The sequence below is a fragment of the Pseudoalteromonas sp. NFXS53 genome (assembly GCF_056629255.1).
Map to the genome: position 1 here is coordinate 106,262 of NZ_JBWVBR010000012.1, position 21,971 is coordinate 128,232.

The 21,971-nt window shown below is 40.0% G+C and carries 24 protein-coding genes; 23 read left to right on the forward strand and 1 reads right to left on the reverse strand.

The annotated features are described in order from the left end of the window. Positions 1–105: 105 nt before the first annotated feature. The 3 genes from AC1HJP_RS13710 (at position 106) to AC1HJP_RS13720 (ending at position 7,259) form a co-directional block, all read left to right on the forward strand. Positions 106–1,707 (forward strand): lytic polysaccharide monooxygenase, encoded by a 1,602-nt coding sequence (locus AC1HJP_RS13710; RefSeq protein ID WP_480362312.1) that lies wholly within the window; start codon positions 106–108, stop codon positions 1,705–1,707. 25 nt (positions 1,708–1,732) lie between these two features. Beyond that, a complete protein-coding gene (locus tag AC1HJP_RS13715; protein WP_480362313.1) occupies positions 1,733–4,375 on the forward strand; it encodes a glycosyl hydrolase family 18 protein in 2,643 nt (880 codons plus the stop codon). A gap of 109 nt (positions 4,376–4,484) precedes the next feature. Then, entirely contained in the window at positions 4,485–7,259 is a 2,775-nt protein-coding gene (locus AC1HJP_RS13720; protein WP_480362314.1) for an Ig-like domain-containing protein, read from the forward strand. A 268-nt stretch (positions 7,260–7,527) separates the two neighbouring features. Here AC1HJP_RS13720 and AC1HJP_RS13725 read toward each other — a convergent pair whose 3' ends face one another. Continuing rightward, positions 7,528–8,502, reverse strand: coding sequence for an integron integrase (locus AC1HJP_RS13725; RefSeq protein WP_480362315.1), 975 nt, complete (start codon positions 8,500–8,502; stop codon positions 7,528–7,530). A gap of 124 nt (positions 8,503–8,626) precedes the next feature. Here AC1HJP_RS13725 and AC1HJP_RS13730 point away from each other — a divergent pair, with 124 nt between their 5' ends. The 20 genes from AC1HJP_RS13730 (at position 8,627) to AC1HJP_RS13825 (ending at position 21,947) form a co-directional block, all read left to right on the forward strand. Continuing rightward, entirely contained in the window at positions 8,627–9,046 is a 420-nt protein-coding gene (locus AC1HJP_RS13730) for a hypothetical protein (RefSeq protein WP_480362316.1), read from the forward strand. Between the two features lie 805 nt (positions 9,047–9,851). Beyond that, on the forward strand, positions 9,852–10,529 hold the full coding sequence (locus AC1HJP_RS13735; protein ID WP_480362317.1) for a hypothetical protein: 678 nt from the start codon (positions 9,852–9,854) through the stop codon (positions 10,527–10,529). Between the two features lie 463 nt (positions 10,530–10,992). After that, positions 10,993–11,274 carry a hypothetical protein gene (locus tag AC1HJP_RS13740; protein ID WP_480362318.1) on the forward strand — a complete coding sequence of 94 codons (282 nt, stop codon included), beginning with the start codon at positions 10,993–10,995 and terminating at the stop codon, positions 11,272–11,274. Between the two features lie 136 nt (positions 11,275–11,410). Continuing rightward, positions 11,411–11,701 (forward strand): hypothetical protein, encoded by a 291-nt coding sequence (locus AC1HJP_RS13745; RefSeq protein ID WP_480362319.1) that lies wholly within the window; start codon positions 11,411–11,413, stop codon positions 11,699–11,701. 117 nt (positions 11,702–11,818) lie between these two features. Beyond that, positions 11,819–12,172 carry a hypothetical protein gene (locus AC1HJP_RS13750; protein ID WP_138568698.1) on the forward strand — a complete coding sequence of 118 codons (354 nt, stop codon included), beginning with the start codon at positions 11,819–11,821 and terminating at the stop codon, positions 12,170–12,172. Between the two features lie 83 nt (positions 12,173–12,255). Beyond that, positions 12,256–12,558, forward strand: a complete 303-nt coding sequence (locus tag AC1HJP_RS13755; RefSeq protein ID WP_480362320.1) for a hypothetical protein — start codon at positions 12,256–12,258, stop codon at positions 12,556–12,558. A 429-nt stretch (positions 12,559–12,987) separates the two neighbouring features. Further along, a complete protein-coding gene (locus tag AC1HJP_RS13760; RefSeq protein WP_480362321.1) occupies positions 12,988–13,449 on the forward strand; it encodes a hypothetical protein in 462 nt (153 codons plus the stop codon). Further along, complete coding sequence (locus AC1HJP_RS13765; RefSeq protein ID WP_480362322.1) at positions 13,433–13,777, forward strand: hypothetical protein; 345 nt, start codon at positions 13,433–13,435, stop codon at positions 13,775–13,777. Before AC1HJP_RS13760 ends, AC1HJP_RS13765 begins: the two co-directional genes overlap by 17 nt. A gap of 460 nt (positions 13,778–14,237) precedes the next feature. Further along, positions 14,238–14,552, forward strand: coding sequence for a hypothetical protein (locus AC1HJP_RS13770; protein ID WP_480362323.1), 315 nt, complete (start codon positions 14,238–14,240; stop codon positions 14,550–14,552). Between the two features lie 396 nt (positions 14,553–14,948). Continuing rightward, entirely contained in the window at positions 14,949–15,575 is a 627-nt protein-coding gene (locus tag AC1HJP_RS13775) for a suppressor of fused domain protein (RefSeq protein WP_480362324.1), read from the forward strand. 104 nt (positions 15,576–15,679) lie between these two features. Then, positions 15,680–16,366 (forward strand): hypothetical protein, encoded by a 687-nt coding sequence (locus tag AC1HJP_RS13780; RefSeq protein ID WP_480362325.1) that lies wholly within the window; start codon positions 15,680–15,682, stop codon positions 16,364–16,366. Between the two features lie 597 nt (positions 16,367–16,963). After that, complete coding sequence (locus AC1HJP_RS13785) at positions 16,964–17,317, forward strand: hypothetical protein (protein WP_480362326.1); 354 nt, start codon at positions 16,964–16,966, stop codon at positions 17,315–17,317. Positions 17,318–17,407: 90 nt separating this feature from the next. Further along, on the forward strand, positions 17,408–17,755 hold the full coding sequence (locus AC1HJP_RS13790; RefSeq protein ID WP_480362327.1) for a DUF3024 domain-containing protein: 348 nt from the start codon (positions 17,408–17,410) through the stop codon (positions 17,753–17,755). Positions 17,756–17,878: 123 nt separating this feature from the next. Further along, positions 17,879–18,319, forward strand: a complete 441-nt coding sequence (locus AC1HJP_RS13795) for a hypothetical protein (protein WP_480362328.1) — start codon at positions 17,879–17,881, stop codon at positions 18,317–18,319. A gap of 104 nt (positions 18,320–18,423) precedes the next feature. Beyond that, positions 18,424–18,843, forward strand: a complete 420-nt coding sequence (locus AC1HJP_RS13800; RefSeq protein ID WP_480362329.1) for a hypothetical protein — start codon at positions 18,424–18,426, stop codon at positions 18,841–18,843. Between the two features lie 111 nt (positions 18,844–18,954). Then, positions 18,955–19,425 carry a hypothetical protein gene (locus AC1HJP_RS13805; protein WP_404396302.1) on the forward strand — a complete coding sequence of 157 codons (471 nt, stop codon included), beginning with the start codon at positions 18,955–18,957 and terminating at the stop codon, positions 19,423–19,425. A gap of 122 nt (positions 19,426–19,547) precedes the next feature. After that, positions 19,548–19,814 (forward strand): hypothetical protein, encoded by a 267-nt coding sequence (locus AC1HJP_RS13810; protein WP_480362330.1) that lies wholly within the window; start codon positions 19,548–19,550, stop codon positions 19,812–19,814. A gap of 476 nt (positions 19,815–20,290) precedes the next feature. Next, a complete protein-coding gene (locus AC1HJP_RS13815; protein ID WP_480362331.1) occupies positions 20,291–20,542 on the forward strand; it encodes a hypothetical protein in 252 nt (83 codons plus the stop codon). A 110-nt stretch (positions 20,543–20,652) separates the two neighbouring features. Next, positions 20,653–20,910, forward strand: a complete 258-nt coding sequence (locus AC1HJP_RS13820; protein ID WP_058032185.1) for an Imm32 family immunity protein — start codon at positions 20,653–20,655, stop codon at positions 20,908–20,910. 464 nt (positions 20,911–21,374) lie between these two features. Further along, positions 21,375–21,947, forward strand: coding sequence for a hypothetical protein (locus AC1HJP_RS13825; RefSeq protein WP_480362332.1), 573 nt, complete (start codon positions 21,375–21,377; stop codon positions 21,945–21,947). Positions 21,948–21,971 lie beyond the last annotated feature (24 nt).

Here is a 21,971-nt window from a genome sequence, read left to right on the forward strand (position 1 = left end):
ACGTTTTCAACATGAATGATTGACAGATTGCGACTGAATAGAGTCTGCGACGTTAGCAAAGTCATGTGTAAAACAATTGGAATTGATAACAAAAACGAGTAAACCATGAAAAAACAACTCACCTTATGCGCCGTTGGCGTCGCTTTAGGGGCGGGGCTTATTGGCAAAGTCAATGCCCACGGCTATATGGATTTTCCTAAAGCCAGACAAACGATTTGTCACGAGCAAGGTGGATATTGGTGGCCAGAAGATGGCTCTAATATTCCAAATGCTGCATGTCGTGCAGCGTATTTACAGTCAAAACATGAACCGCTTATTCAGCGCCATGAGTTTGCAGTCAATACCGCAGATTACAACAACCAAAGCGCGGTTGAAGCCAATGTGCCTGACGGCACGCTATGTGCGGCAGGTAATGCCAGCAAGGCGGGCATGAATATTCCTTCAGCCGATTGGCAAAAAACCGAAGTGATGCCCAATGACGAAGGCAAAATTAAAATTCGCTACCGTGCAACCACGCCACATAACCCTAGCTTTTGGCAGTTTTATTTAACTAAGCCGGGTGTGGACTTTAAAAATAAGCCACTGGCATGGGGCGACTTAGAGCTGGTGCAAGCGCACGACAATGTTGACTTCTTTATGGCCCCAGATGGTCATCGTTACTACGAGATGGACGTTGCTATACCGGAGCGTTTTGATGGCGATGCAATTTTGTATAGCCGCTGGCAACGTGACGATGTGGTCGGTGAAGGTTTCTACAACTGTAGTGATATAACCATCAAGCGCGATGATGCTTCAACGCCAGCCCCTGATACTTGGTTTGCCTTTGACTACTTTGTAAAGCAAGGGCAAGAAGCACAAAACGGTGACACTATTTGGGCACGTCTATTTGACGAAAATGGCCGCGAGCTTATTCAAGAAAAGTTCGATGTGACTGCAGAGAATGCCAACCAGTGGCAGGCTGAATTTGCCAACATGCTGGTATCTGGTTTTGACAGCTTGATCCGCATTGGTGTGCAAAATGCCAGTGGCGAGATTGTATTTGACGCTGAAAACATCAAGAGCAATCAAGTTTTCTTAAGCAATAAGGCGCACAGCTTTAATCTTAAAGTACACAAAAAACCAACCAATACCGCACCAACTGTGCATACGCCGGCGCCGCTGACGTTAGAAGAAGGGCAAAGTAAGCATCTGCATGTGCATGCTTTTGATGACGAGCAAGCAACGTTGAACTTCGACTGGCAGCTACCTACTGCTGTGCGTTTTACAGGTCAAGGCTCAACCATCACAGTGACTGCGCCGCAAGTGGATGCCGACACGCGTTTTGACGGCAAAGTAACGGTGTCAGACGGCTTTATCAGTAAAACCGTGCCGCTAGTGATTAACGTTACGAACAAAGTAGACAAGCCAGAACCTACACCACCAACAGGTAAAGACACGTGGGATGCGAACAAGGTTTATACCGCGGGTAATACAGCCGTTTATAAAGGCAAAACTTACCGCGCCAAATGGTGGGTTCGAGGCCAAGCGCCAGACTCTAGCCAAGCTTGGGAATTAGTCCAAAGCGGTGGTGACGATACCGATTCATACAACCCCAACAAAGCCTACCAAGGTGGCGCCATTGTGACTTTTGAAGGTCAGCGCTATCAAGCTCGCTGGTGGACGCGCGGTCAAACACCGGGCCAAAGTTCAGTTTGGAAAAAACTCTAATAATACTCAGTAAGGTAAATACAACATGTTTAAATATTTAACCACAGCTGCCGCCGTTGGCGCAGCTTTAGCAAGTGCAGCATCATTTGCCGCACCATCGACGCCAAGCATTAACTGGAAGCCACAAAACTACTCGTTTGTTGATGTAAACATCTATGGTCGTGGCTCTTATAAGCAACTAATTCAAGCCAAAGATGTTGTCGACATTCAAATTGAATGGAACGCATGGTCTGGCAAAGGCGGTGACAGCTACAAAGTATACTTTGACGATAAAGTGGTGAACGAAGGCACCTTATCGGCAGGTACCACAGGCGGCACTATTCGCTTCCCGTATCATAAGTCTGGCCGTCATCAGCTGCGTATTGCATTGTGTGACTCTAGCGGCTGTGCTATGTCTGCGTCTAAGCCAATTGTCATTGCCGACACAGACGGCGGTCACTTAGAGCCACTTAAACTTAATGTTAATCCTAACAATAAAAAGTTCGACACCGATCCAAATACGGTGGTTGGTGCTTATTTTGTAGAGTGGGGTATCTACGGTCGTAAATTCGATGTGACTCAGATCCCAGCTGATAACATTACTCACCTGCTTTACGGCTTTATTCCTGTGTGTGGTCCAAATGATTCGCTCGCAGAAATTGAAAACGGTAACAGCTTACGTGCCCTTGAACTGGCATGTGGTGGCTCAAAAGATTACGAAGTTGTTATTCACGATCCGTGGGCTGCTGTACAGAAAGCACTGCCGGGTGTGAGCAGCAAAGATCCAATTCGTGGTACTTACGCGCAGCTTATGGCACTGAAAAAGCGCAATCCTGATCTGAAGATTTTACCGTCGGTAGGTGGCTGGACGCTGTCTGATCCATTCTTCGACTTCGACAAAAAAGAAAATCGCGACACCTTTGTTAACTCAATGCGCGAGTTCTTAAAAACGTGGAAGTTCTACGATGGTATCGACATCGACTGGGAGTTCCCAGGTGGTGATGGTGCGAACCCAGATCTTGGCTCTGAAAAAGACGGCGAAGTGTACATCATTCTAATGAAAGAGCTACGTGAGATGCTTGATGAGTTAGAAATCGAAATGGGCCGTGAGTTTGAACTAACCTCTGCCATTGGTACAGGTTACGACAAAATTGAAGACGTTGACTACAAGCAAGCTGCGCAGTACATGGACTACATTTTTGCCATGACTTACGACTTCGCCGGTGGCTGGAACAATGTAACAGGTCACCAAACCGCGATTTACTGTGGCTCTCACATGAGTGCCGACGAGTGTAACGGCACTGGTGTTGACGAAAACGGCGCGCCAAGAAAAGGCCCTGCTTATACCTTAGATAACGCAATCCAATTACTACTTAAGCAAGGTGTACCAAGCGACAAGCTGGTAGTGGGTACTGCTATGTACGGCCGTGGTTGGGAAGGGGTTTACCCACAAAATGCTGAAATTGAGGGCAACCCAATGACCGCACCTGCGAATGGCAAGCTGAAAGGCTCAACCTCACAAGGCGTTTGGGAAGCGGGTGTGATTGATTATAAAGGCTTAAAAGCCCACATGATCGGTCAAGACGAGCAAGGTATTAACGGGTTTGAAGTAGGGTACGATGAACAAGCAGAAGCCGCTTATGTTTGGAACCGTCAAAAGGGCACATTGGTTACTTATGATAGCCCTCGCTCTGTGCGTGCCAAAGGTCGTTATGTACGCGAGCATAATCTAGCTGGTTTATTTGCATGGGAAATCGATGCAGATAACGGCGATATCTTAAACGCTATGCACGAAGGGTTAGCTGGAGAGGTTGTGCCGCCTAAACCGAAAAACAAAGCCCCAATTGTGACGCTTGTTGAGCAGATCACTCTAAATGCGGGTGATGTTCATGTATTAACTGCTACCGCGACAGATCCAGAAGGCAAAGCGGTGACCTTTAACTGGCAAGGTGACGCAGCGCTTAATCTTCAGACTGAAAATGACAGCGTAATCATTGCAGCACCTAAAGTAACCATGGACTCAGTTTACACCGTTAACCTAAGCGTGAGCGACGGCGTTAACACAGTTAATCGTTCAGTAAAAGTGACTGTAAAAGCCCCTGTTGTTGAAAACAAAGCGCCAGTAGTGGGCTCTGTTGCTGACGTAACGTTAGACGAAAACACGTCAAAAACACTGAGCGTAACGGCCAATGATCCTGAAGGTAAAGCACTGTCTTACACATGGCGCGTGCCGGGCCACACTGTGGTTGGTAATGGCGCAAGTGTGACACTTAAAGCGGGCGAAGTGGCTAAAACCATAACGGTAAAAGGCAGTGTTGCAGTGACTGATGGCAAGCACACAGTGACACGTGAATTCAACGTAACCATTAATAACGTTGAGGTAACTGAGCCAACACCACCGGGTAACGATGACACAACGTGGGATCCGAACAAGGTTTACACAGGTGGTAATACGGTTAAGTACAAAGGCGTTGAATATCGTGCACGTTGGTGGACTAAAGGTGCAATACCAAGCAATGGCGGTGTATGGGCTGAGATCATCCCAGATGACGGTAAAGTACGCGCATGGCGTAGCGACCTAGTTTATACCGGTGGCGATAAGGTTGAGCATAACGGCGAAACTTACCAAGCTCGCTGGTGGACGCGCGGTCAAACTCCAGGCAACGGCGGCGTATGGCGCAAGCTGTAATCATCACATTAATAATTATTAATCAGAACTAAGTTCATTCTAGGTGCAAGGACGCACCTAAATAACCTGATCTCGGGTTAAGTAATAAAGACATAAAAAGAGAATAAAAATGTTAAAAATGAGTAAGGTGGCCTTTTTTGTGGCTGCAAGCATGGGTGCAAGTGCATTAACCAGTGTGACTGCAATGGCCAGCGAGCCGGTAAGCCTTCATAACAACAAACAGCTACAAAACAGCTTAAAATCTCAGTTATCGCAAAATGATAGTTTTTTTAGAGTAGCAAGTTCGTCGTCTCAGAGCGATTTTGAATTTAGAACACATACAAAATCTGCGGATGGTAAGCATTTGCGTCGCAGCCAATATTATAAAGGTGTGCGTGTTTATGGTGGTGAAATTGTCACTCACCATGAAGAGAAAAATGTGTTCAGTGCCTGGTTTCAAACTGAGGGCGAAATAAAGTCTATTAGTGGCTCGGTGATCAAAAAGCCAAGCATAGATACAGTTATTCCGAGCATCGACGCTGATAAAGCAATCGCGTTTGCTAAAGAGCAAATTAAAGCACTTATTTCATCATCTGATGAGCACGCTGAGCTGATTATATTCCCGCATAATGGTGAGCTTAAACTGGCTTACTTAGTCTCTATTTTGGCTGAAACACAAGATGCACCAACGCGCCCAGAGTTTACCATTGATGCGCATTCAGGTGCGGTATTAAAACGCATTGAAACCTTGCACCACACCAGAGTGGGCTCAGGACCCGGCGGTAATGAAAAGATCGGCCTACATCACTATGGTACCGATAAACCCCATTTTCATGCCAAAGAGCTAGGCAATGGCCAATGTGAGATGTCGCACACAGATATTCGTGTTATTGACATGGAGCACGGCACGACAAATACAGAAACGTTTCAGTTTCCTTGCTATGAAAACACCCATAAAAGCGTGAATGGTGCTTACTCACCGCTAAACGACGCAATGTATTATGGCCAAGCCACCATAGACCTATTCAAAGACTGGTTCGATAGCCGCGCCCTAACTGGTGATTTGGTGATGCGTATTCATTATCGTGAAGATTATTTGAATGCCTTTTGGAATGGTAAAGAAGTGACCTTTGGTGACGGCGACTTAGCCAATTATGGCGTTTACCCATTCACATCATTAGGGGTTGTTGCCCACGAAATCGGCCACGGCGTGACACATCAAAATTCAAAGTTGGTCTACAGCAATATGTCGGGCGGTGTGAATGAAGCATTCTCTGATATGACCTCAGAAGCGCTGGAATGTTACATGAACCAAAAACCGGATGGCAGCTGTGAAGTTGACTGGTTAATTGGCGCAAGTATTTTCAAAAACCGCACTGCACTGCGTTATATGGCAAACCCTGAAAAAGATGGTCATTCAATTGGTCATGCAGATAAATTCAAACCGGGCATGGGCGTTCATAGTAGCTCAGGTGTGTTTAATAAAGCTTTCTATTTATTAGCAAATACGCCTAACTGGGGTGTAAAAAAAGCCTATGAAGTGATGTACAACGCCAACAAAAACTTCTGGGTTTATAACGGCAACTTTGAGTCACTTGCCTGTGGCGTAACCGCATCTGCAAAAGACTTAGGGTATGACATCAAAGCCATTGGTGACGCCTTTAAACAAGTGGGTGTGTTTGCTTGTACTGAAAACAAAGCGCCAACGATTACCTTGACTAGCCCTAACGTAAACGAGCGCTTTATTGTTGGCACAGACGTGACCATTACTGCAAATGCGCAAGACGATTATGGTCGTGTTGAAAAAGTAGAGTTTTTTGTAAACGGTCAACTACATGCAACTGACACACAAGCGCCATTTGAAACCAAGTTTACATCAAACAATACCGGTCAATTCGTGGTTGCTGCTCGTGCAACAGACAACGATGGCGCTAAGGCAGATGCGCAAACGGTTAGCTTTACCCTAATCGACCCAAGTCAATGTAATACTGTACCTTGGCAGGGCGGTCGCGTTTATACGTCGGGCCAAAAAGTCTCATTTGATGGCTTTGAATATGAAGCTAAATGGTGGAACCGAGATCAAAACCCAGGTAGCAACTCAGGGTCATGGGGCGTGTGGAAAAAAGGCCTAGAGTGTGGCGGCGTTACTGACAAGCCAAATCAAGCGCCGAGCGTGCAATTCATCAGCCCACTAAACAATACTGAGGTTGAACAAGGGCAAAGCGTTAACTTTAACCTTGATGCAAAAGATAGTGACGGCGATGTTAAGTTAGTTGAAGTAACCATTAACGGACAGCTACTAACGCGTTTGAATAGCGCACCTTATCAATTTAATTGGAAGGCGGACGAAGCTGGTAGCTACCGCTTTAGCGCCATTGCAAAAGACGATAAAGGTGCAACGACAACTGCCAAAGCTGTCACAGTGGTGGTAAATGAAAGCAAAGAGCCAACGCCAACCGCACCAGAAGTGACACTGTTGTCACCAAGCCAAGGCCAAACGGTAAAACTTGGTGAGCGTTTATCACTCACTGTTAGCGCAAATGACAAAGACGGCGACCTAAAACAAGTTGCTTACTTTGTGAATGGCAAGCAAGTGAGCGTGAGTACACAAGAGCCTTACACGGCAAGCTTCACAGCTAACCAATTAGGTAATGTGAGCATTTACGCTGTAGCGACGGATGCAACGGGGTTAAGCACACAATCGAAGGCAAACACCATCAATGTGGTTGATGGCAGCAGTGATTGTGCAGTAGCCGAGTGGAGTAATAACAAGGTGTATACCGCGGGTAATAAAGCGAGCTTAAACGGTGAGCTATATGAAGCTAAGTGGTGGACGCGCGGTCAAAACCCAGCTCAATACTCAAGCCAATGGGCGGTTTGGAAAAAGTTAGGGGCTTGTAACTAGTCTCAGCTTTAGATAACTAGCTTTAAAGTTAAATTATTTAAAGCGAATACAAACAACCCTTTTCAACTGAGTTGAGTTTATTTTGGCCCGTGTTGGGCAAGCGCAACGGACTGCGCTTTTTCAATGTCAGTTGTATTGAATTAGCTCTCCCACACCTTCTTTGAATGCTTCAATTAATGATGCTAATTCTGAAAATATGTCTCTGACAGTCTATAAAGAAACTGTCTTTTATATCAATACATGAGTAAACCAATTAGCCACAGTTAGATTATTTCGGGATCGATAAATGTGACATCGGGCTCACCACGCCTTGACCGCCTTGTTGAATAACATGGGTATAAATTTGCGTTGTTCTAACGTCGCTATGACCAAGTTGCGCTTGAACGGTTCGTATATCAGCACCACTTTGTAATAGATGAGTTGCAAAAGAGTGACGCAGAGTATGTGGCGTTACTGCTTTGGTGATACCTGCTAATTGTGCGGCTTTTTTTACTGCTCTTTGCACTTGCTTTTCATCAACATGATGACGCCTAAATTGCTTTGTTTCGGGATCAAGGCTGAGTTTTGATGATGGAAATAAATACTGCCAGTTCAGCTTCTTATTTTGACCTCTATATTTGTCACGTAATCGATGCGGCAGCCAAACTCCATCGAATGATGGATTCTTTAAATCGAGCATTAAGTGGCTTTGCACTTGTTGAATTTGTGCAGTTAAAAGAGGCACTAACTCCTTTGCTAATGTAACAACCCGATTTTTGCCTCCTTTGCCATCCCAGATACGAATACAATGATAATCGAAGTCAATATCTTGCACTCGTAAACGCATAGCTTCCATAAGCCTTAATCCACTGCCATAAAGCAAAGCACAAGATAAATAATGACGCGTATTACACATTTTAAACAGTGTAGCGACTTCCTCTTTTGTAAGAACGACAGGCAATTTTCGAGCTCTTTGGCTTTTATTAAAGTTTAGGTCTAAAGAAAGTGGAGCACTTAAAATATCTTTATATAAGTAGGCCAGCGCATTTAACGCCTGAGATTGCGTACCTTGTGCAACATTTTGCTGATTTGCAAGGTGACTTAAAAATAGCTCAACTTCCATATTTCCCATCACACTTGGGTGACGCATATCATGAAAACGAATATAAGCTGCAATCCATCGTAAATAAGACTCGATGGTTCTTTTTGCATAACGGCGAAGATACATATGCTCTTGCACCATGGTTAGAAAAGGCGATTTCATAAGTAAAAATAGTTTAAAAAAGATACTGTTTATATAGACAGTGGTTTGCAATTTGTCCAATAACATTATTACGCCGCGTTTTGTCCAATTTTCACAACTGAATAAAATTGGACATTCTAAAGTCATGTTTACAATGAACTTTTCTTGTGTGAATATTGGAACACGTAATATAGCCCGTTTTGTCGGTATTTATTCTGGCAATTTGGGAGAGAATAAGCTGTTAGGTTTCAAGGAGAGAACATTGCATTTGGGTATAGCTTTTATTTCAGTTTTAGTTGGGGTATTTATCTGTTTACCGCTATTTAAGTACATGTATAAAGCTGTATCTGCTAATGCACCGGAATTCGATAAGGGCTATAAAGAAGTTAAAAACAGAGATGCAACAGATGACTTCTTTTATGCTCATGGCTCTAAAGATCAAACTGTAAACACATTTGCCGCATATAACTTAGTGGTGCTAATACTACCTTTAATACCTTCATGTTTTGTTGCGGTTCCAGTGTATTTTATTTTTTCATGGTTGTATGCAGCTGTTTCAACCTAACAAACAGTTTAAAAGCGGACAAATTTCAGTTGGCTGGTTTCGCTCCGCTTCACACTATAGCCAACCAAATTTTGCCTTTTAACTGAGGCGTTATGCGTCACTTTAAATTGCTGTCTTTAAAACGGTTTTTGCTTCAAGTCTTTTCTTCAAATTAGCTTTTAGGTACAGTGGTGTAATTAAGTTTTAAGTTGGTCTTGGCTTTTCGTTTTTCAATTTAAGCTGTGACCAGAAAGGTCATTCACCAGTCGAACGCTTCTTTGCAATTTTGGGTTTGGTGAATGTTTTTTAATTTTAAGTTTGGCTTATTGGTGCAGGCGCAAGCGCTTCTAAATTTGCGTGTCAACGCATAACAAGGTCGTCAACGCGGACAAATAACAGTTGGCTTTGTTCGTGCCTCACAAATTATAGCCAACTATTATTAGCCGGTTACAACGGCGTTATGCGTCACTTTAAATTGCTGTCTTTAAAACGGTTTTTACTTCAAGTCTTTCCATCAAATCAGCTTTTAGGTACAGTGGCGTAATCAAATTTTGAGTTGGTCTTGGCTTTTCGTTTTTCAATTTAAGCTGTGACCAGAAAGGTCATTCACCAGTAGAGTGCTTCTTTGCAATTTTTAGTTTGGTGAGTGTTTTTTAATTTTAAGTTTGGCTTATTAGTGCAGGCGCAAGCGCTTTTAATTTTGAGTGTCAACGCATAACAAGGCCGTCAACGCGGACAAAAAACTGTTGGCTGCTACGCTTCGCTTCACATTTTAGCCAACAATTTTTTGCCGGTTACAACGGCGTTATGAATACAGGGAAGTCTTGTGAACGGTCAGTATAACCATATACCTCACCCTAAAGAAACTTCGGCGAGAACCAATGTCTTGTTTCGCACATATTTCAAAATAGCAGAAACAGATTATTGTCGTTGCTTAGAAATACGGGCTATAGATAAATCTTCTCTTGAAGAGAGCGAAATCTATGAGCTAGAAAGTCAGGCTACAGACTTTGCAATTAAAGCTATCGTTTTTGCAGCTATGACTGTTGAATCCGCGATAAATGATTATGCAGGAAAACATCTTGGCGATAAATATTACAAACAGCATTTAGCTAGTTTAGATTTGATTTCGAAATGGGTAATAATACCTAGATTAGTTTGCGAAAGAAGTCTCGATAAATCAGGTGCTGCTTATAGTGCTTTAAAAACTTTAGTATCAGCAAGAAACAGACTTGTTCATAATAAATCTGAAGAGATTAATATTATTGATGTAGATAGTTTTATGCAAAAACAAGAGAAAACTTTAGAGGATTTTGAAAGAGATTTTAATAGTTCTTTAAGAGCCTTGTATTTATTAAGTATGGAAATGGACTTTGTAGTAGGTCAAATGCAGAACCCTCTTGGTACATTAGATTCAGCGTTTAATCCTTCTTTAGAAGTACCTGAGTTAGCAAAAGAACTTTTTAAAAGCTGTAAAGATACCGTACTTAAAAAGTATTCATAACAAGCAAATAAATCAGGACTAAAAACAGTTGGCTTTTGCTCCTGCGTCGCTTATGTTAACCAACAATTTTTATCCCATTATTTGGGCGTTATGCGTCACTTTAAATCGCTGTCTTTAGTACGGTTTTTACCTCAAGTCTTTTCTTCAAATCAGCTTTTGGGTACAGTGACGTAATTAAGTTTTAAGTTGGTCTTGGCTTTTCGTTTTTCAATTTAAGCTGTGACCAGAATCATCATTCACCAGTCGAACGCTTCTTTGCAATTTTTGGTTTGGTGGGTGTTTTTATAAATAAAAGTTTAGCTCGCTGGTGCAGGCGCAAGCGCTTCAAAAACGGTGTGTAAACGCATAACAAGTGCCTAAACCAAAGGACGCAAAACAGCAGGCTTGCGCTCCTTCGTCGCTAATTTTAGCCTGATATTTTGCGCCGGTTAGGCAAGCGTTATACGTAAAGGAGGTTCGGCAGATGGAATTGAATTCTGTAGAAGATGTAAAAGCACTTACCGAATATCAAAAAATAGATCAGATTCAGCGCATAGAGAAAAGGATTCATAGGCTTAGTTTTATTCCTGCAATTGGTGGTCTAATGCTTTTGCTTTATAGTTTTTGGCTTCTTTGGTCAGGAACTAATTCATTATCTCCAACGCATCTTATTATAGTTGCTTCATTTATAGCGTCTATTGGGCACTCTAATGTACAACGTAGTGATTTGCTAAAACAGTTATTTGAGTTAAAGTACGGCAAATAGTTTACGTATAACAAGCTGTTTAACAAGGACAAAATACAGTTGGCTTTTGCTCCTTCGTCGCGTAATTTTAGCCAACTATATTTTGCCCATTAACAGGGCGTTAGCTTTACTCTGTATATTTGTGAAGGATTACACAATGACAAAATATTTAAGTGATTTTTTTGATACTTCAATTGAATTTCTAGAAACATCAAAAGGTATGTTCTTTTTAGGTGCTTTTCTAGCTCTGTGTTTTATTACTTATGCATCGAGTAAGTCAGGGGTTTTGCTTGCTCCTGGAGTTTATTACTTTGGTGCAGCAGTACCATCAGGTTTTCTTTTTAGAGCTGCGTATTTAGAAAAGCCTAGAAAGTTAAAAATAGTTAAAGGCTTATTCTTTATAGCTTTTACAGGGTGGGTTTTCTTTTACACACTCAGCTTTTTGTAAAGCTAACAAGGCCGTTAAACCAAGGACACAAAACAGCAGGCTTGTGCTCCTTCGTCGCCAATTTTAGCCTGCTATTTTGTGCCGTTTACGGCAAGCGTTAGTGCTTTCGAGAGTTTTGTGAAACTAATACTACCTTTTGTCATTTTTGCTGTTTCTTTCAACGTGAAAAGCTATCAGCCGATCTCGTTTGAAGAGTTTGTAAGTGAATGTACATCAGATTTAGCAAAATTTGCTCGCTATAAACGCCATTGTTCTTCTTATCTATTTGGCTATTTAGACGCATCGAAAAGTAACAGTAAGTATTCTAATTGCCTCAGTAAAGAGACACCTGAGACTTTGCTTGAAAAGCTAAAACTATTATTGGTAAATAATACAAAACTAGGCAAATATAAGTTTAATGATGGGCTAAAAGAGTCAGTAGCCAATATTTGCAAAAAAAGCACTAACAAAGTTGTAAACGCGGACAAATAACAGTTGGCTTTGTTCGTGCCTCACAAATTTTAGCCAACTATTATTAGCCGGTTACAACGGCGTTAGGTTTCAAGGAGAGAACATTGCATTTGGGTATAGCTTTTATTTCAGTTTTAGTTGGGGTATTTATCTGTTTACCGCTATTTAAGTACATGTATAAAGCTGTATCTGCTAATGCACCGGAATTCGATAAGGGCTATAAAGAAGTTAAAAACAGAGATGCAACAGATGACTTCTTTTATGCTCATGGCTCTAAAGATCAAACTGTAAACACATTTGCCGCATATAACTTAGTGGTGCTAATACTACCTTTAATACCTTCATGTTTTGTTGCGGTTCCAGTGTATTTTATTTTTTCATGGTTGTATGCAGCTGTTTCAACCTAACAAACAGTTTAAAAGCGGACAAATTTCAGTTGGCTGGTTTCGCTCCGCTTCACACTATAGCCAACCAAATTTTGCCTTTTAACTGAGGCGTTAGTTACTAATGGAATTCATCCAGTAAGGAGATAAGGTGAATCTTAAAAAGCACAAATCAGGTTTTCTAGCTGGCTTCATGTCAAGTACAGCACTTTTAGTAAGCGATTTATTTATTTTTGGTAACTTACAGCTAAATCAGTTATCTATTATTTTTTTAAGTTTAGTAAGCATAATTTGTCTTTTCGGCTTTATTTCTTCAATAAAATCAGATGCTCAAAAGGTATCGTAACTAACAAGGCCGTTAAACCGTGGACACAAAACAGCAGGCTTGTGCTCCTTCGTCGCTAATTTTAGCCTGCTATTTTGTGCCGTTTACGGCAAGCGTTAGGTAACTTGATGAATTCTTTGAGCCTTGAACATGTTCTAGAGTTGCTAGATCAAAAAAATGCATCATTAGTCGGCAGTAACATGATAATGTTGAGAAAGAAGTTTGGCTTAGAAAGTCTTGTTCCATACTACGTTAAAGCTTTTTATCAAATAAAATACTCACCAGCTCGTATTGAAATTGCTTATTGGCTTGTAAGGTACGCCAAAAAGCACTCTGAAATCATTGATATGGCATTAATTGGTATTAATGATCGGTCCAAGCTTGTTCGCTATCATTGTTGTAGTATTTTGGCGTTTGCTGGTACAGAAAAGTGTCTAGGTCAATTAGAAACTTTAAGGCTACATAATTGTCTTGAAACCCAAGAAGATGCTGATGCTGCTATAAGAGCAATCATCAATAAAAACCATCATTTGTGGGCCGATCGCAGAAATACAGGTAAAGTGTTTTGGCAAGTTGAAAACGTTACCTAACAAGGCCGTTAAACCAAAGGACACAAAACAGCAGGCTTGTGCTCCTTCGTCGCCAATTTTAGCCTGCTATTTTGTGCCGTTTACGGCAAGCGTTATGTGTTTCTGGAGTTCAGTGTTGGATAAGGGTGTATCTCAAACCTCAAAATATTTAAAACTATTATTCAATGTTTCTTTAGGAATGTTGTTTGTGGCTTTTATATTTGTCCTTATTGACTGGTACTTTTTCAATGAACAGCATAAAGCATTTATTAAACCTATCGGCTTAATTGGCCTAGTAGGTTTTGGTCTGGGCGTTGTCCTTACGCTATTTTTTAGAAAACGATTATAGTATGGTAAAACAAACACATAACAAGCAAATTAATCAGGACAAAAAACAGTTGGTTTTGCTCCTGCGTCGCTTATTTTAACCAACTATTTTTTGCCCATTATTTGGGCGTTAGTTACTAATGGAATTCATCCAGCAAGGAGATAAGATGAATCTTAAAAAACATAAATCAGGTTTTCTAGCTGGCTTCATGTCAAGTACAGCACTTCTAGTAAGCGACTTATTTATTTTTGGTAACTTACAGCTAAATCAGTTATCTATAAGCTGTTTAAGTTTAGTAAGCATAATTTGTCTGTTTGGTTTTGTTTTTTCAATAAAATCAAACGCTCAAAAAATATCGTAACTAACAAGGCCGTTAAACCGTGGACACAAAACAGCAGGCTTGTGCTCCTTCGTCGCCAATTTTAGCCTGCTATTTTGTGCCGTTTACGGCAAGCGTTAGTTGCCAAAGCAAGGATAGCGATTGAACTCAAATGAAGTGGAATCAAAAGGAAATAAATTTGGTTTAATAATTTCCTCTATATTATTGGTTATCCCAAGTCTTAGCTCATTGTTTGGTTTATATTGGTTATATTTTGGTGGTCGCTTTAGTTATGAGGGATGGTATTTTATAGCGTTCAGTGTTTATTTTAGTGCTTTACTTACCCCTTCAGCGATCTACTTTTATATGTGGCCAAAACCTAAATTAAATAAAAGGCTTCGTTTCGTTTGCTCAATACCATTTGTAATTATGTCTATGTTTGCTATTTCATTGGTTTGTGTGCAAATTGGCAACTAACAAACGCTTTAACCAAGGGACGCAAAACAGCAGGCTTGCGCTCCTTCGTCGCTAATTTTAGCCTGCTATTTTGCGCCGGTTAAGCGAGGCGTTAGGTGTTTAGTGTATTCTCTGTATTTTTGGTGGAGACCTTATTCATCTAGTTTTATCAATATTGCAAAAGGAAATCATTATGAGCAGTTCAGTAATTGGTGGTGTAATAGTAGTAATTATCGTTGTAATAATTGCTATAGCAGCTTCAAAACGTAAAAAATAGTAAGCTATGATTGAGGCTTTTATAAACACCTAACAAGGCAATAAAGTAGGAAAATTTACAGTTGGCTGTTCTCACTGCGTTCAACATTATAGCCAACTATAAATTTCCTCTTATTGAGGCGTTATAACTAAAGGAAGATTATGAGTCTGCTGGAAGATTCGTGGGAACAAAGAGAAGAACAAGTATATCCCGAATTATTTGGCGGTACTGGTGAAGGTATTTACCCGTTAGATGCCTCTCTATTCAAAAATCAATTTGGCATCGACAGCATTGATCCTAGATGGTTACATTTTGGTGTTTTCAAATGTGCTCCAACGAGTGACAGAAAAACTTGGGTTTATGTCACCTCTGGCATGTCTAATACATGGGAGTCAGATGATCCGCAGGAGTATTCAGGTTTCGGAACTGAGTTTATCCTCGAAACAAATGAGGAAAGTGATTGGGCTATAAATGCGTTACGTAGTTTAGTAGCTTTCAATATTCTTGTGTCCGTTGGTCATTATGGTGATAAACCTCTAGTTGACTACGGAGACTACATTCCAATGAAAATTGAGCCGAATATTTCAAGCTTAATGGTTGTAAAGCCAAATCAATTCCCTGAATCATTCGACTTAATATCTGGAAAAGTCGATATACTGCAAATTACAGGTATTACAGCTCAAGAACTGGATTACGCAAAAGAGAATAGCCTAGAGGAATTAGCAAATAAGCTATTCGAATATCAGGGTTCATTTACTATAAAACCTGATAGGTTAGGTGTAATTTAGTTATAACAAGTTGCTCAAACGGACAAAAAACTGTTGGCTTTTGCTCGTTCCTCGCGAATTTTAGCCAACAATTTTTTGCCGCTTAGCAAAGCGTTAGGTAACCAATGATATTTCGCGATGTACAATTAGTTAATGCTGGAAAGCATAGTGAAGAAAAACTTCGCCAAAATCGTTATCTAATGGCGTATTGGGAAAACTTAAGAGATATTTTCTGCACTTTTTTACCAGCAAAATTCGATTTTAACGGTATTTCTAAACTTAACATTTATCTTGGTTCATTCGAGGGTGAAGATTTCACTGAAGCAGGCAGCGATGGCATTGCTAGCTTTAGGCGGAGTGATTTCGAGTTCAGTAATTTCAGTGAGCTTTCCGACCAAGAAAAAAACGAGCTTTCCTTATTTTATTTAACTGACACGTTGCTAATTCTTTGTGGCAGGTTTGAGTTACCAAGCGAAGTTGCTGAGGTAATAAAAGAAGTCTCAAATAAAGTTTTAGAAAATAACTTTGAGTTGCAGCGTGAATATAAAAAAACCACAAAGTGGAACAAATCGAGAAACTTAAGAGCTATCACAGAATTACATCATAAGGTTGGCGGTTTAAATGTCTATTTATCAATAGTTAACAAACAAGGTTCAGTTTTAACAAAGCATTGCTTGTATTCAAACGCAATTTGGAACACAGTTTGGTTTGAGTTGTTCAAAGGTACTTGGGAGAACTCTAATTTCATTATCGAAAATAGAGTGGGCGAAGCTGTTTTTTCTTTTAATAGTGATGGTGAACTGGTTACCTAACAAACGCTTTAACCAAAGGACGCAAAACAGCAGGCTTGCGCTCCTTCGTCGCTAATTTTAGCCTGCTATTTTGCGCCGGTTAAGCGAGGCGTTATGTTTTTAGGTGAAATATTTGAATTTAGGTAACTGGGACAGTGCGCTATTAAAAAGCTTGTTCATCTCAAGTTTTTTAATTCCTATTGCTTACCTAGCTGATTCTTTTCAACTAAATAGCTTCGAGCTAACTGAACTGGCAGGTTTGTTAGTTTCATTTTTGCTTTATATTGGTGTGTTTCTATTAGTTTCAATGGTTGGGTGGTTATTAATAGGTTTCCCTATTCATTGGCTTGTTTGTAAGTTCAAACACACGGGCTACTTTTATTATGCATCCGTACCAGCTTGTTTTTTTTGTGTTAGTTATTTTACTAACGGCCCGTGGTTATTCGGTTTGATAGCGTTAACCCAAGCTTTACTCTTTAGGTACTTTGTATTTAAAATCAAAACATAACAAGTGCCTAAACCAAAGGACGCAAAACAGCAGGCTTGCGCTCCTTCGTCGCTAATTTTAGCCTGCTATTTTGCGCCGGTTAGGCAAGCGTTAGTGCTTTCGAGAGTTTTGTGAAACTAATACTACCCTTTATCATTTTTGCTGTTTCTTTCAACGTGAAAAGCTATCAGCCGATTTCGTTTGAAGAGTTTGTAAGTGAATGTACATCAGATCTAGCAAAATTTGCTCGCTATAAGCGCCATTGTTCTTTTTATCTATTTGGTTACTTAGACGCATCGAGAAGCAACAGTAAGTATTCTAAGTGCCTCAGTAAAGAAACACCTGAGACTTTGCTTGAAAAGCTAAAACTATTGTTGGTAAATAATACAAAACTAGGCAAATATAAGTTTAATGATGGGCTAAAAGAGTCAGTAGCCAATATTTGCAAAAAAAGCACTAACAAAGTTGTAAACGCGGACAAATAACAGTTGGCTTTGTTCGTGCCTCACAAATTATAGCCAACTATTATTAGCCGGTTACAACGGCGTTATGTGCAAAGGATAATCATCAGCAATATGTCATTTAGCGAATTTGAATTAAAAAAGCATGAAAAAGAGTTAAATTCATTTATTGATGAAATACGCCCACCAGTTCATGTTCGAAAAGAATTGGATTATGGTTATCGTATAGACAAGCAAAGTATATTACTTTTAGAATTTCGCCCTGACTGGCGAGATCCCAATGAAATTGTGGAATCACACTTTGCAAAAGCAACTTACGTTAAATCTCAAAAAATCTGGAAAATATACTGGCAACGTCAAGATTTAAAGTTTCATAAGTACGATCCAGTTTCACAAGTTAAACATTTATCCGGCTTTTTAAAAACGGTAAAAGAAGATGAGTTTTGCTGCTTTTTTGGTTAGTCGTAAATTGCACATAACAATTCACTTAAAAGGACAAATAACAGTTGGTTTTTGCTCCTTCGTCGCTTATTTTAACCAACTGATATTAGCCTCTTAGTGAGGCGTTATAAGCCATGGGAAGATATGGAGTTTTTAGTTAAGCCTCACGATGGAATTGGGCCCGTCAAACTTGGAATGAATAGAGAGCAAGTAAGAGAATTATTTGCTGGCTTTTTCAGTCTGTCAGATGAGGCGAGTGATTTTTATTTTGATAGCTGTCTTCAAATTGAGTTTGAAAACGACTTAGTTAACTTTATCGGGGTTTCTCAAAACGAAAATTACCAACTTATGTTCGGTGATATTGACGTATTTGATATTGATGGAAATACTTTGTTTAAAGTAATTTCTGCTAATGAATCGGAGAGTCATTCATTTAATGAGTCAGAGTATATTTTCCCTGACCAAATAGTAACTCTTTGGGAAATGGATGAGCAATACGATTATATCGGCAATCATAAACGTAAAGTTTGGGCTCAGCTCGGTATTGGTACTAAATCCTACCTTAAAGTGGTAAGTGGCTTATAACAAGCAATTAAACAGGGATTAAAAACAGCGGGCTCTTCGCTTCGCTCAATTTTAGCCCACTATTTTTAACCCGTTAATCGAGCGTTAAATGCCTGAGGAAGTTTATGCGTGTATATAACCCACTGTGGCTCCAAGTTATTTTTTATGCAGCTATAGCTGGATTTCCTTGTTTAGCAGGGTATATGTTCTATTTGGCTTTTGATTTGTATCCAAAATCAGGAGTTATTGGTGCAGGCGGGTGTTTGTTACTAGGTTTCGGTGTGGGATATATTTCATATATAGGAATCCTACTAGCTAAATTTGTTCCAGCAGTTGTAGAGTTCGATGATGAACATTTTACAGTGTCTATGAAAGGCTTAAAAACTTCTTATAAATGGTCGGACATAGCGTCAGTCAAAAACTATGAAGGTTCGCAAATATTAAAACTATTTGATAAGTCAGGAAAAACTATTTATGTAGTTGATCATATGACACCTGGTTATCAAAACTTTGCCCAAAAAGTGGACGAAGTTGTCAGCATTTAACAAGGCCGTTAAACCAAGGACACAAAACAGCAGGCTGTGCTCCTTCGTCGCTAATTTTAGCCTGCTATTCTGTGCCGTTTACGGCAAGCGTTATAAGTACTAGGAGAAATCGTGCATCCAAATAGAAATGCAATTGCATTTGGCGGTCTTGTTGCCACAGTTTTATTTTTTGTAATCCTAATTGTCCTAGCGCTTTGGGCGTGGCCAAAGTACAAAGTTTATAAGCTCGAAATGAATGGTATTGCTGCTCTGAAAGAAGCTGAATGGAGTAAGCAAATTCTAATTGAAGAAGCTAAAGCTAGAGAGCAGGCAGCTTTAATGCAAGCTAAGGCTCGAGTTACTCTGGCTCAAGCAGAAGGCGAAGCGAAAATAGTCCAAGCCAAAGCTGAAGGTCAAGCTGATATCGAACGTGCAAAAGCTGCCGCTGAAGCTAATAAGATTATTGGCGAATCGCTTAAAGGTAACGAAGCTTATCTGCGTTATGTTTGGATAAAAGGGCTACAAGATGGTAATGGAGAGCGTATTTACATTCCAACAGAGGCTGGACTCCCAATTTTAGAGGCTGGAAAAGCTGGAAAATAACGTACTTATAACAAGGCCGTTAAACCAAGGACACAAAACAGCAGGCTGTGCTCCTTCGTCGCAAATTTTAGCCTGCTATTTTGTGCCGTTTACGGCAAGCGTTAGGTGTATAGGAGGTTGAGGTGACACACGGAGTAGCAGGGGCAATTTTCCCAATTCTTATTCTGTTACTAGTATGTTTACCAATCACCTTGATTTGGGTATTTCGTGGACAAGGTAACGCTAGAAAAAGGCGCGTTATAGGTTTCTCACAAATAGCCATTTTAGGTATAGCAATAATTTTATTCTTTTCTGATGTTACTTATCTTCAAAACATTGGATTTGTAGCTGCCTTTGTTGTTTTAATAGCTATGTTGTTTACACCCTTAGTATTAAAAAACAGAGTGTAATATACACCTAACAAGGCCGTTAAACCGTGGACACAAAACAGCAGGCTTGTGCTCCTTCGTCGCAAATTTTAGCCTGCTATTTTGTGCCGTTTACGGCAAGCGTTATGCGTCACTTTAAATCGCTGTCTTTAAAACGGTTTTCCTTCAAGTCTTTTCTTCAAATTAGCTTTTAGGTACAGTGCCGTAATTAAGTTTTAAGTTGGTCTTGGCTTTTCGTTTTTCAATTTAAGCTGTGACCAGAAAGGTCATTCACCAGTCGAACGCTTCTTTGCAATTTTTGGTTTGGTGGGTGTTTTTTTATAAATAAAAGTTTAGCTCGCTGGTGCAGGCGCAAGCGCTTTGAAAGCGGTGTGTCAACGCATAACAAGGCGCTAAACTAGGACAAAATTAAATAAGCTCGTCGCTTCGCTCGAATTTAGCTTATTCAATTTTTCCTGTTAGCTAAGCGTTATGTTTTTTATTAAGGAGTTTTCAATATGGAAAAAGCTTTAAAACGAATGAAGCTTTCGGAAGAAAAGTTAGACCTTAAAATTTTTGCTTTTTTATTTCCTATAGTGACATTGCTATTTGGTATAGGTTTAGGCTTGATGTTAAGTAATCTTGAGGCATTTATTAATACTTTAAACAAACCAATATCAATGCTTTCATTAGGAATTATAACTATAGTTTTTATTAGCTCTTATTGGTATTACGCTAAGTTATTCAATAAATTGCTACCAAAAACATAACAAGTGCCTAAACCAAAGGACGCAAAACAGCAGGCTGCGCTCCTTCGTCGCTAATTTTAGCCTGCCATTTTACGCCGGTTAGGCAAGCGTTATATGCCAAAAGGGTTCGGATGTTAACTTTAGAAAAAGACGAAAAAGCTGAACAAGTTTTCATTCATGCATCACCAGAAAAGCTTCGCTGGTTAGCATCTCGATTAGAGGCTATTGCGGCGCAAGCCGAAAAGTCTGGAAATGCACATGATCATCTAATGACAGAAGATTGGGGAGGTCATGAGTTAACCAATGAGTTAATTGGTAACCCCGAGTCTCGAGAGATTATTAATCACCTTGTTATTTACGGCCATAAAATAGAGACAACAGGCATATAACAAAGCAAATTAAAAAGGGCGGACAAAAATCAGTTGGCTTTGTTCGTTCCTCACAAGTTTAGCCAACTAATTTTTGCCGTTTATTTGCGGCGTTATGCGTCACTTTAAATCACTGTCTTTAAAACGGTTTTTACTTCAAGTCTTTTCTTCAAATCAGCTTTTAGGTACAGTGGCGTAATTAAGTTTTAAGTTGGTCTTGGCTCTTCGTTTTTCAATTTAGGCTGTGACCAGAAAGGTCATTCACCAGTCGAGCGCTTCTTTGCAAATTTGGGTTTGGTGAGTGTTTTTTAATTTAAAGTTTGGCTTATTAGTGCAGGCGCAAGCGCTTTTAATTTTGAGTGTCAACGCATAACAAGGTCGTCAACGCGGACAAAAAACTGTTGGCTGTTACGCTTCGCTTCACATTTTAGCCAACAATTTTTTGCCGGTTACAACGGCGTTGTGCGTCAGGAGTTTTAGATACAGTGAAGTTTTTAAAATTTATTTTCATCTTCTTAGTTGCGATCACTTTAGGTTGTGACTCTGAAACGAAAAAAATACTTCCACTTACGGGCGCACAACTTAATCTTATTGCTTTGGGTTATGAGCATAACAGGTGGTCAATTAAGTTTACGAAAAGCTCAGAAGGTATTCCTGTTAATAACCAATTACATTCATTTATATTTTTAGAGCAATATTTTGGCTTTAATAAATCAGATTTTATCGAAAAGCCATTAAATGAGCTTGACAAAACTTCTTTAGATTTAGAATTTTTTGATGATAAAGGGCTAATAAGTGTTCAGTTAACTTATTATGAATTTGGTAATGAAAAGAAGAGAATATCTCGCTTAACACAAGTGGGTACTGAAGAGCTTTTTCAGCTTGATGCTTTTTATATCGAAAATGCGCAAGGGTACAGCTTCAAGTTATTTATAAATCAAAATAGCTTTGCTGAAATGAATACAAATATTCGAGACATTGAGGATATATTCAAAAGGTCTTATGAAGGCTTTGGTACAACAATTTACTCTTTAAAAGACGCACAACAAGTTAATTAAACTATGGACGTAAAACAGCAGGCT

Excerpts from the sequence above, each read along its gene's own strand:
- AC1HJP_RS13710 (WP_480362312.1), top strand. The coding sequence starts at position 106 with ATGAAAAAACAACTCACCTTATGCGCCGTTGGCGTCGCTTTAGGGGCG.
- AC1HJP_RS13715 (WP_480362313.1), top strand. The coding sequence starts at position 1,733 with ATGTTTAAATATTTAACCACAGCTGCCGCCGTTGGCGCAGCTTTAGCA.
- AC1HJP_RS13720 (WP_480362314.1), top strand. The coding sequence starts at position 4,485 with ATGTTAAAAATGAGTAAGGTGGCCTTTTTTGTGGCTGCAAGCATGGGT.
- AC1HJP_RS13725 (WP_480362315.1), bottom strand. The coding sequence starts at position 8,502 with ATGAAATCGCCTTTTCTAACCATGGTGCAAGAGCATATGTATCTTCGC.
- AC1HJP_RS13730 (WP_480362316.1), top strand. The coding sequence starts at position 8,627 with ATGTTTACAATGAACTTTTCTTGTGTGAATATTGGAACACGTAATATA.
- AC1HJP_RS13740 (WP_480362318.1), top strand. The coding sequence starts at position 10,993 with ATGGAATTGAATTCTGTAGAAGATGTAAAAGCACTTACCGAATATCAA.
- AC1HJP_RS13745 (WP_480362319.1), top strand. The coding sequence starts at position 11,411 with ATGACAAAATATTTAAGTGATTTTTTTGATACTTCAATTGAATTTCTA.
- AC1HJP_RS13760 (WP_480362321.1), top strand. The coding sequence starts at position 12,988 with ATGAATTCTTTGAGCCTTGAACATGTTCTAGAGTTGCTAGATCAAAAA.
- AC1HJP_RS13775 (WP_480362324.1), top strand. The coding sequence starts at position 14,949 with ATGAGTCTGCTGGAAGATTCGTGGGAACAAAGAGAAGAACAAGTATAT.
- AC1HJP_RS13780 (WP_480362325.1), top strand. The coding sequence starts at position 15,680 with ATGATATTTCGCGATGTACAATTAGTTAATGCTGGAAAGCATAGTGAA.
- AC1HJP_RS13790 (WP_480362327.1), top strand. The coding sequence starts at position 17,408 with ATGTCATTTAGCGAATTTGAATTAAAAAAGCATGAAAAAGAGTTAAAT.
- AC1HJP_RS13795 (WP_480362328.1), top strand. The coding sequence starts at position 17,879 with ATGGAGTTTTTAGTTAAGCCTCACGATGGAATTGGGCCCGTCAAACTT.
- AC1HJP_RS13800 (WP_480362329.1), top strand. The coding sequence starts at position 18,424 with ATGCGTGTATATAACCCACTGTGGCTCCAAGTTATTTTTTATGCAGCT.
- AC1HJP_RS13815 (WP_480362331.1), top strand. The coding sequence starts at position 20,291 with ATGGAAAAAGCTTTAAAACGAATGAAGCTTTCGGAAGAAAAGTTAGAC.
- AC1HJP_RS13820 (WP_058032185.1), top strand. The coding sequence starts at position 20,653 with ATGTTAACTTTAGAAAAAGACGAAAAAGCTGAACAAGTTTTCATTCAT.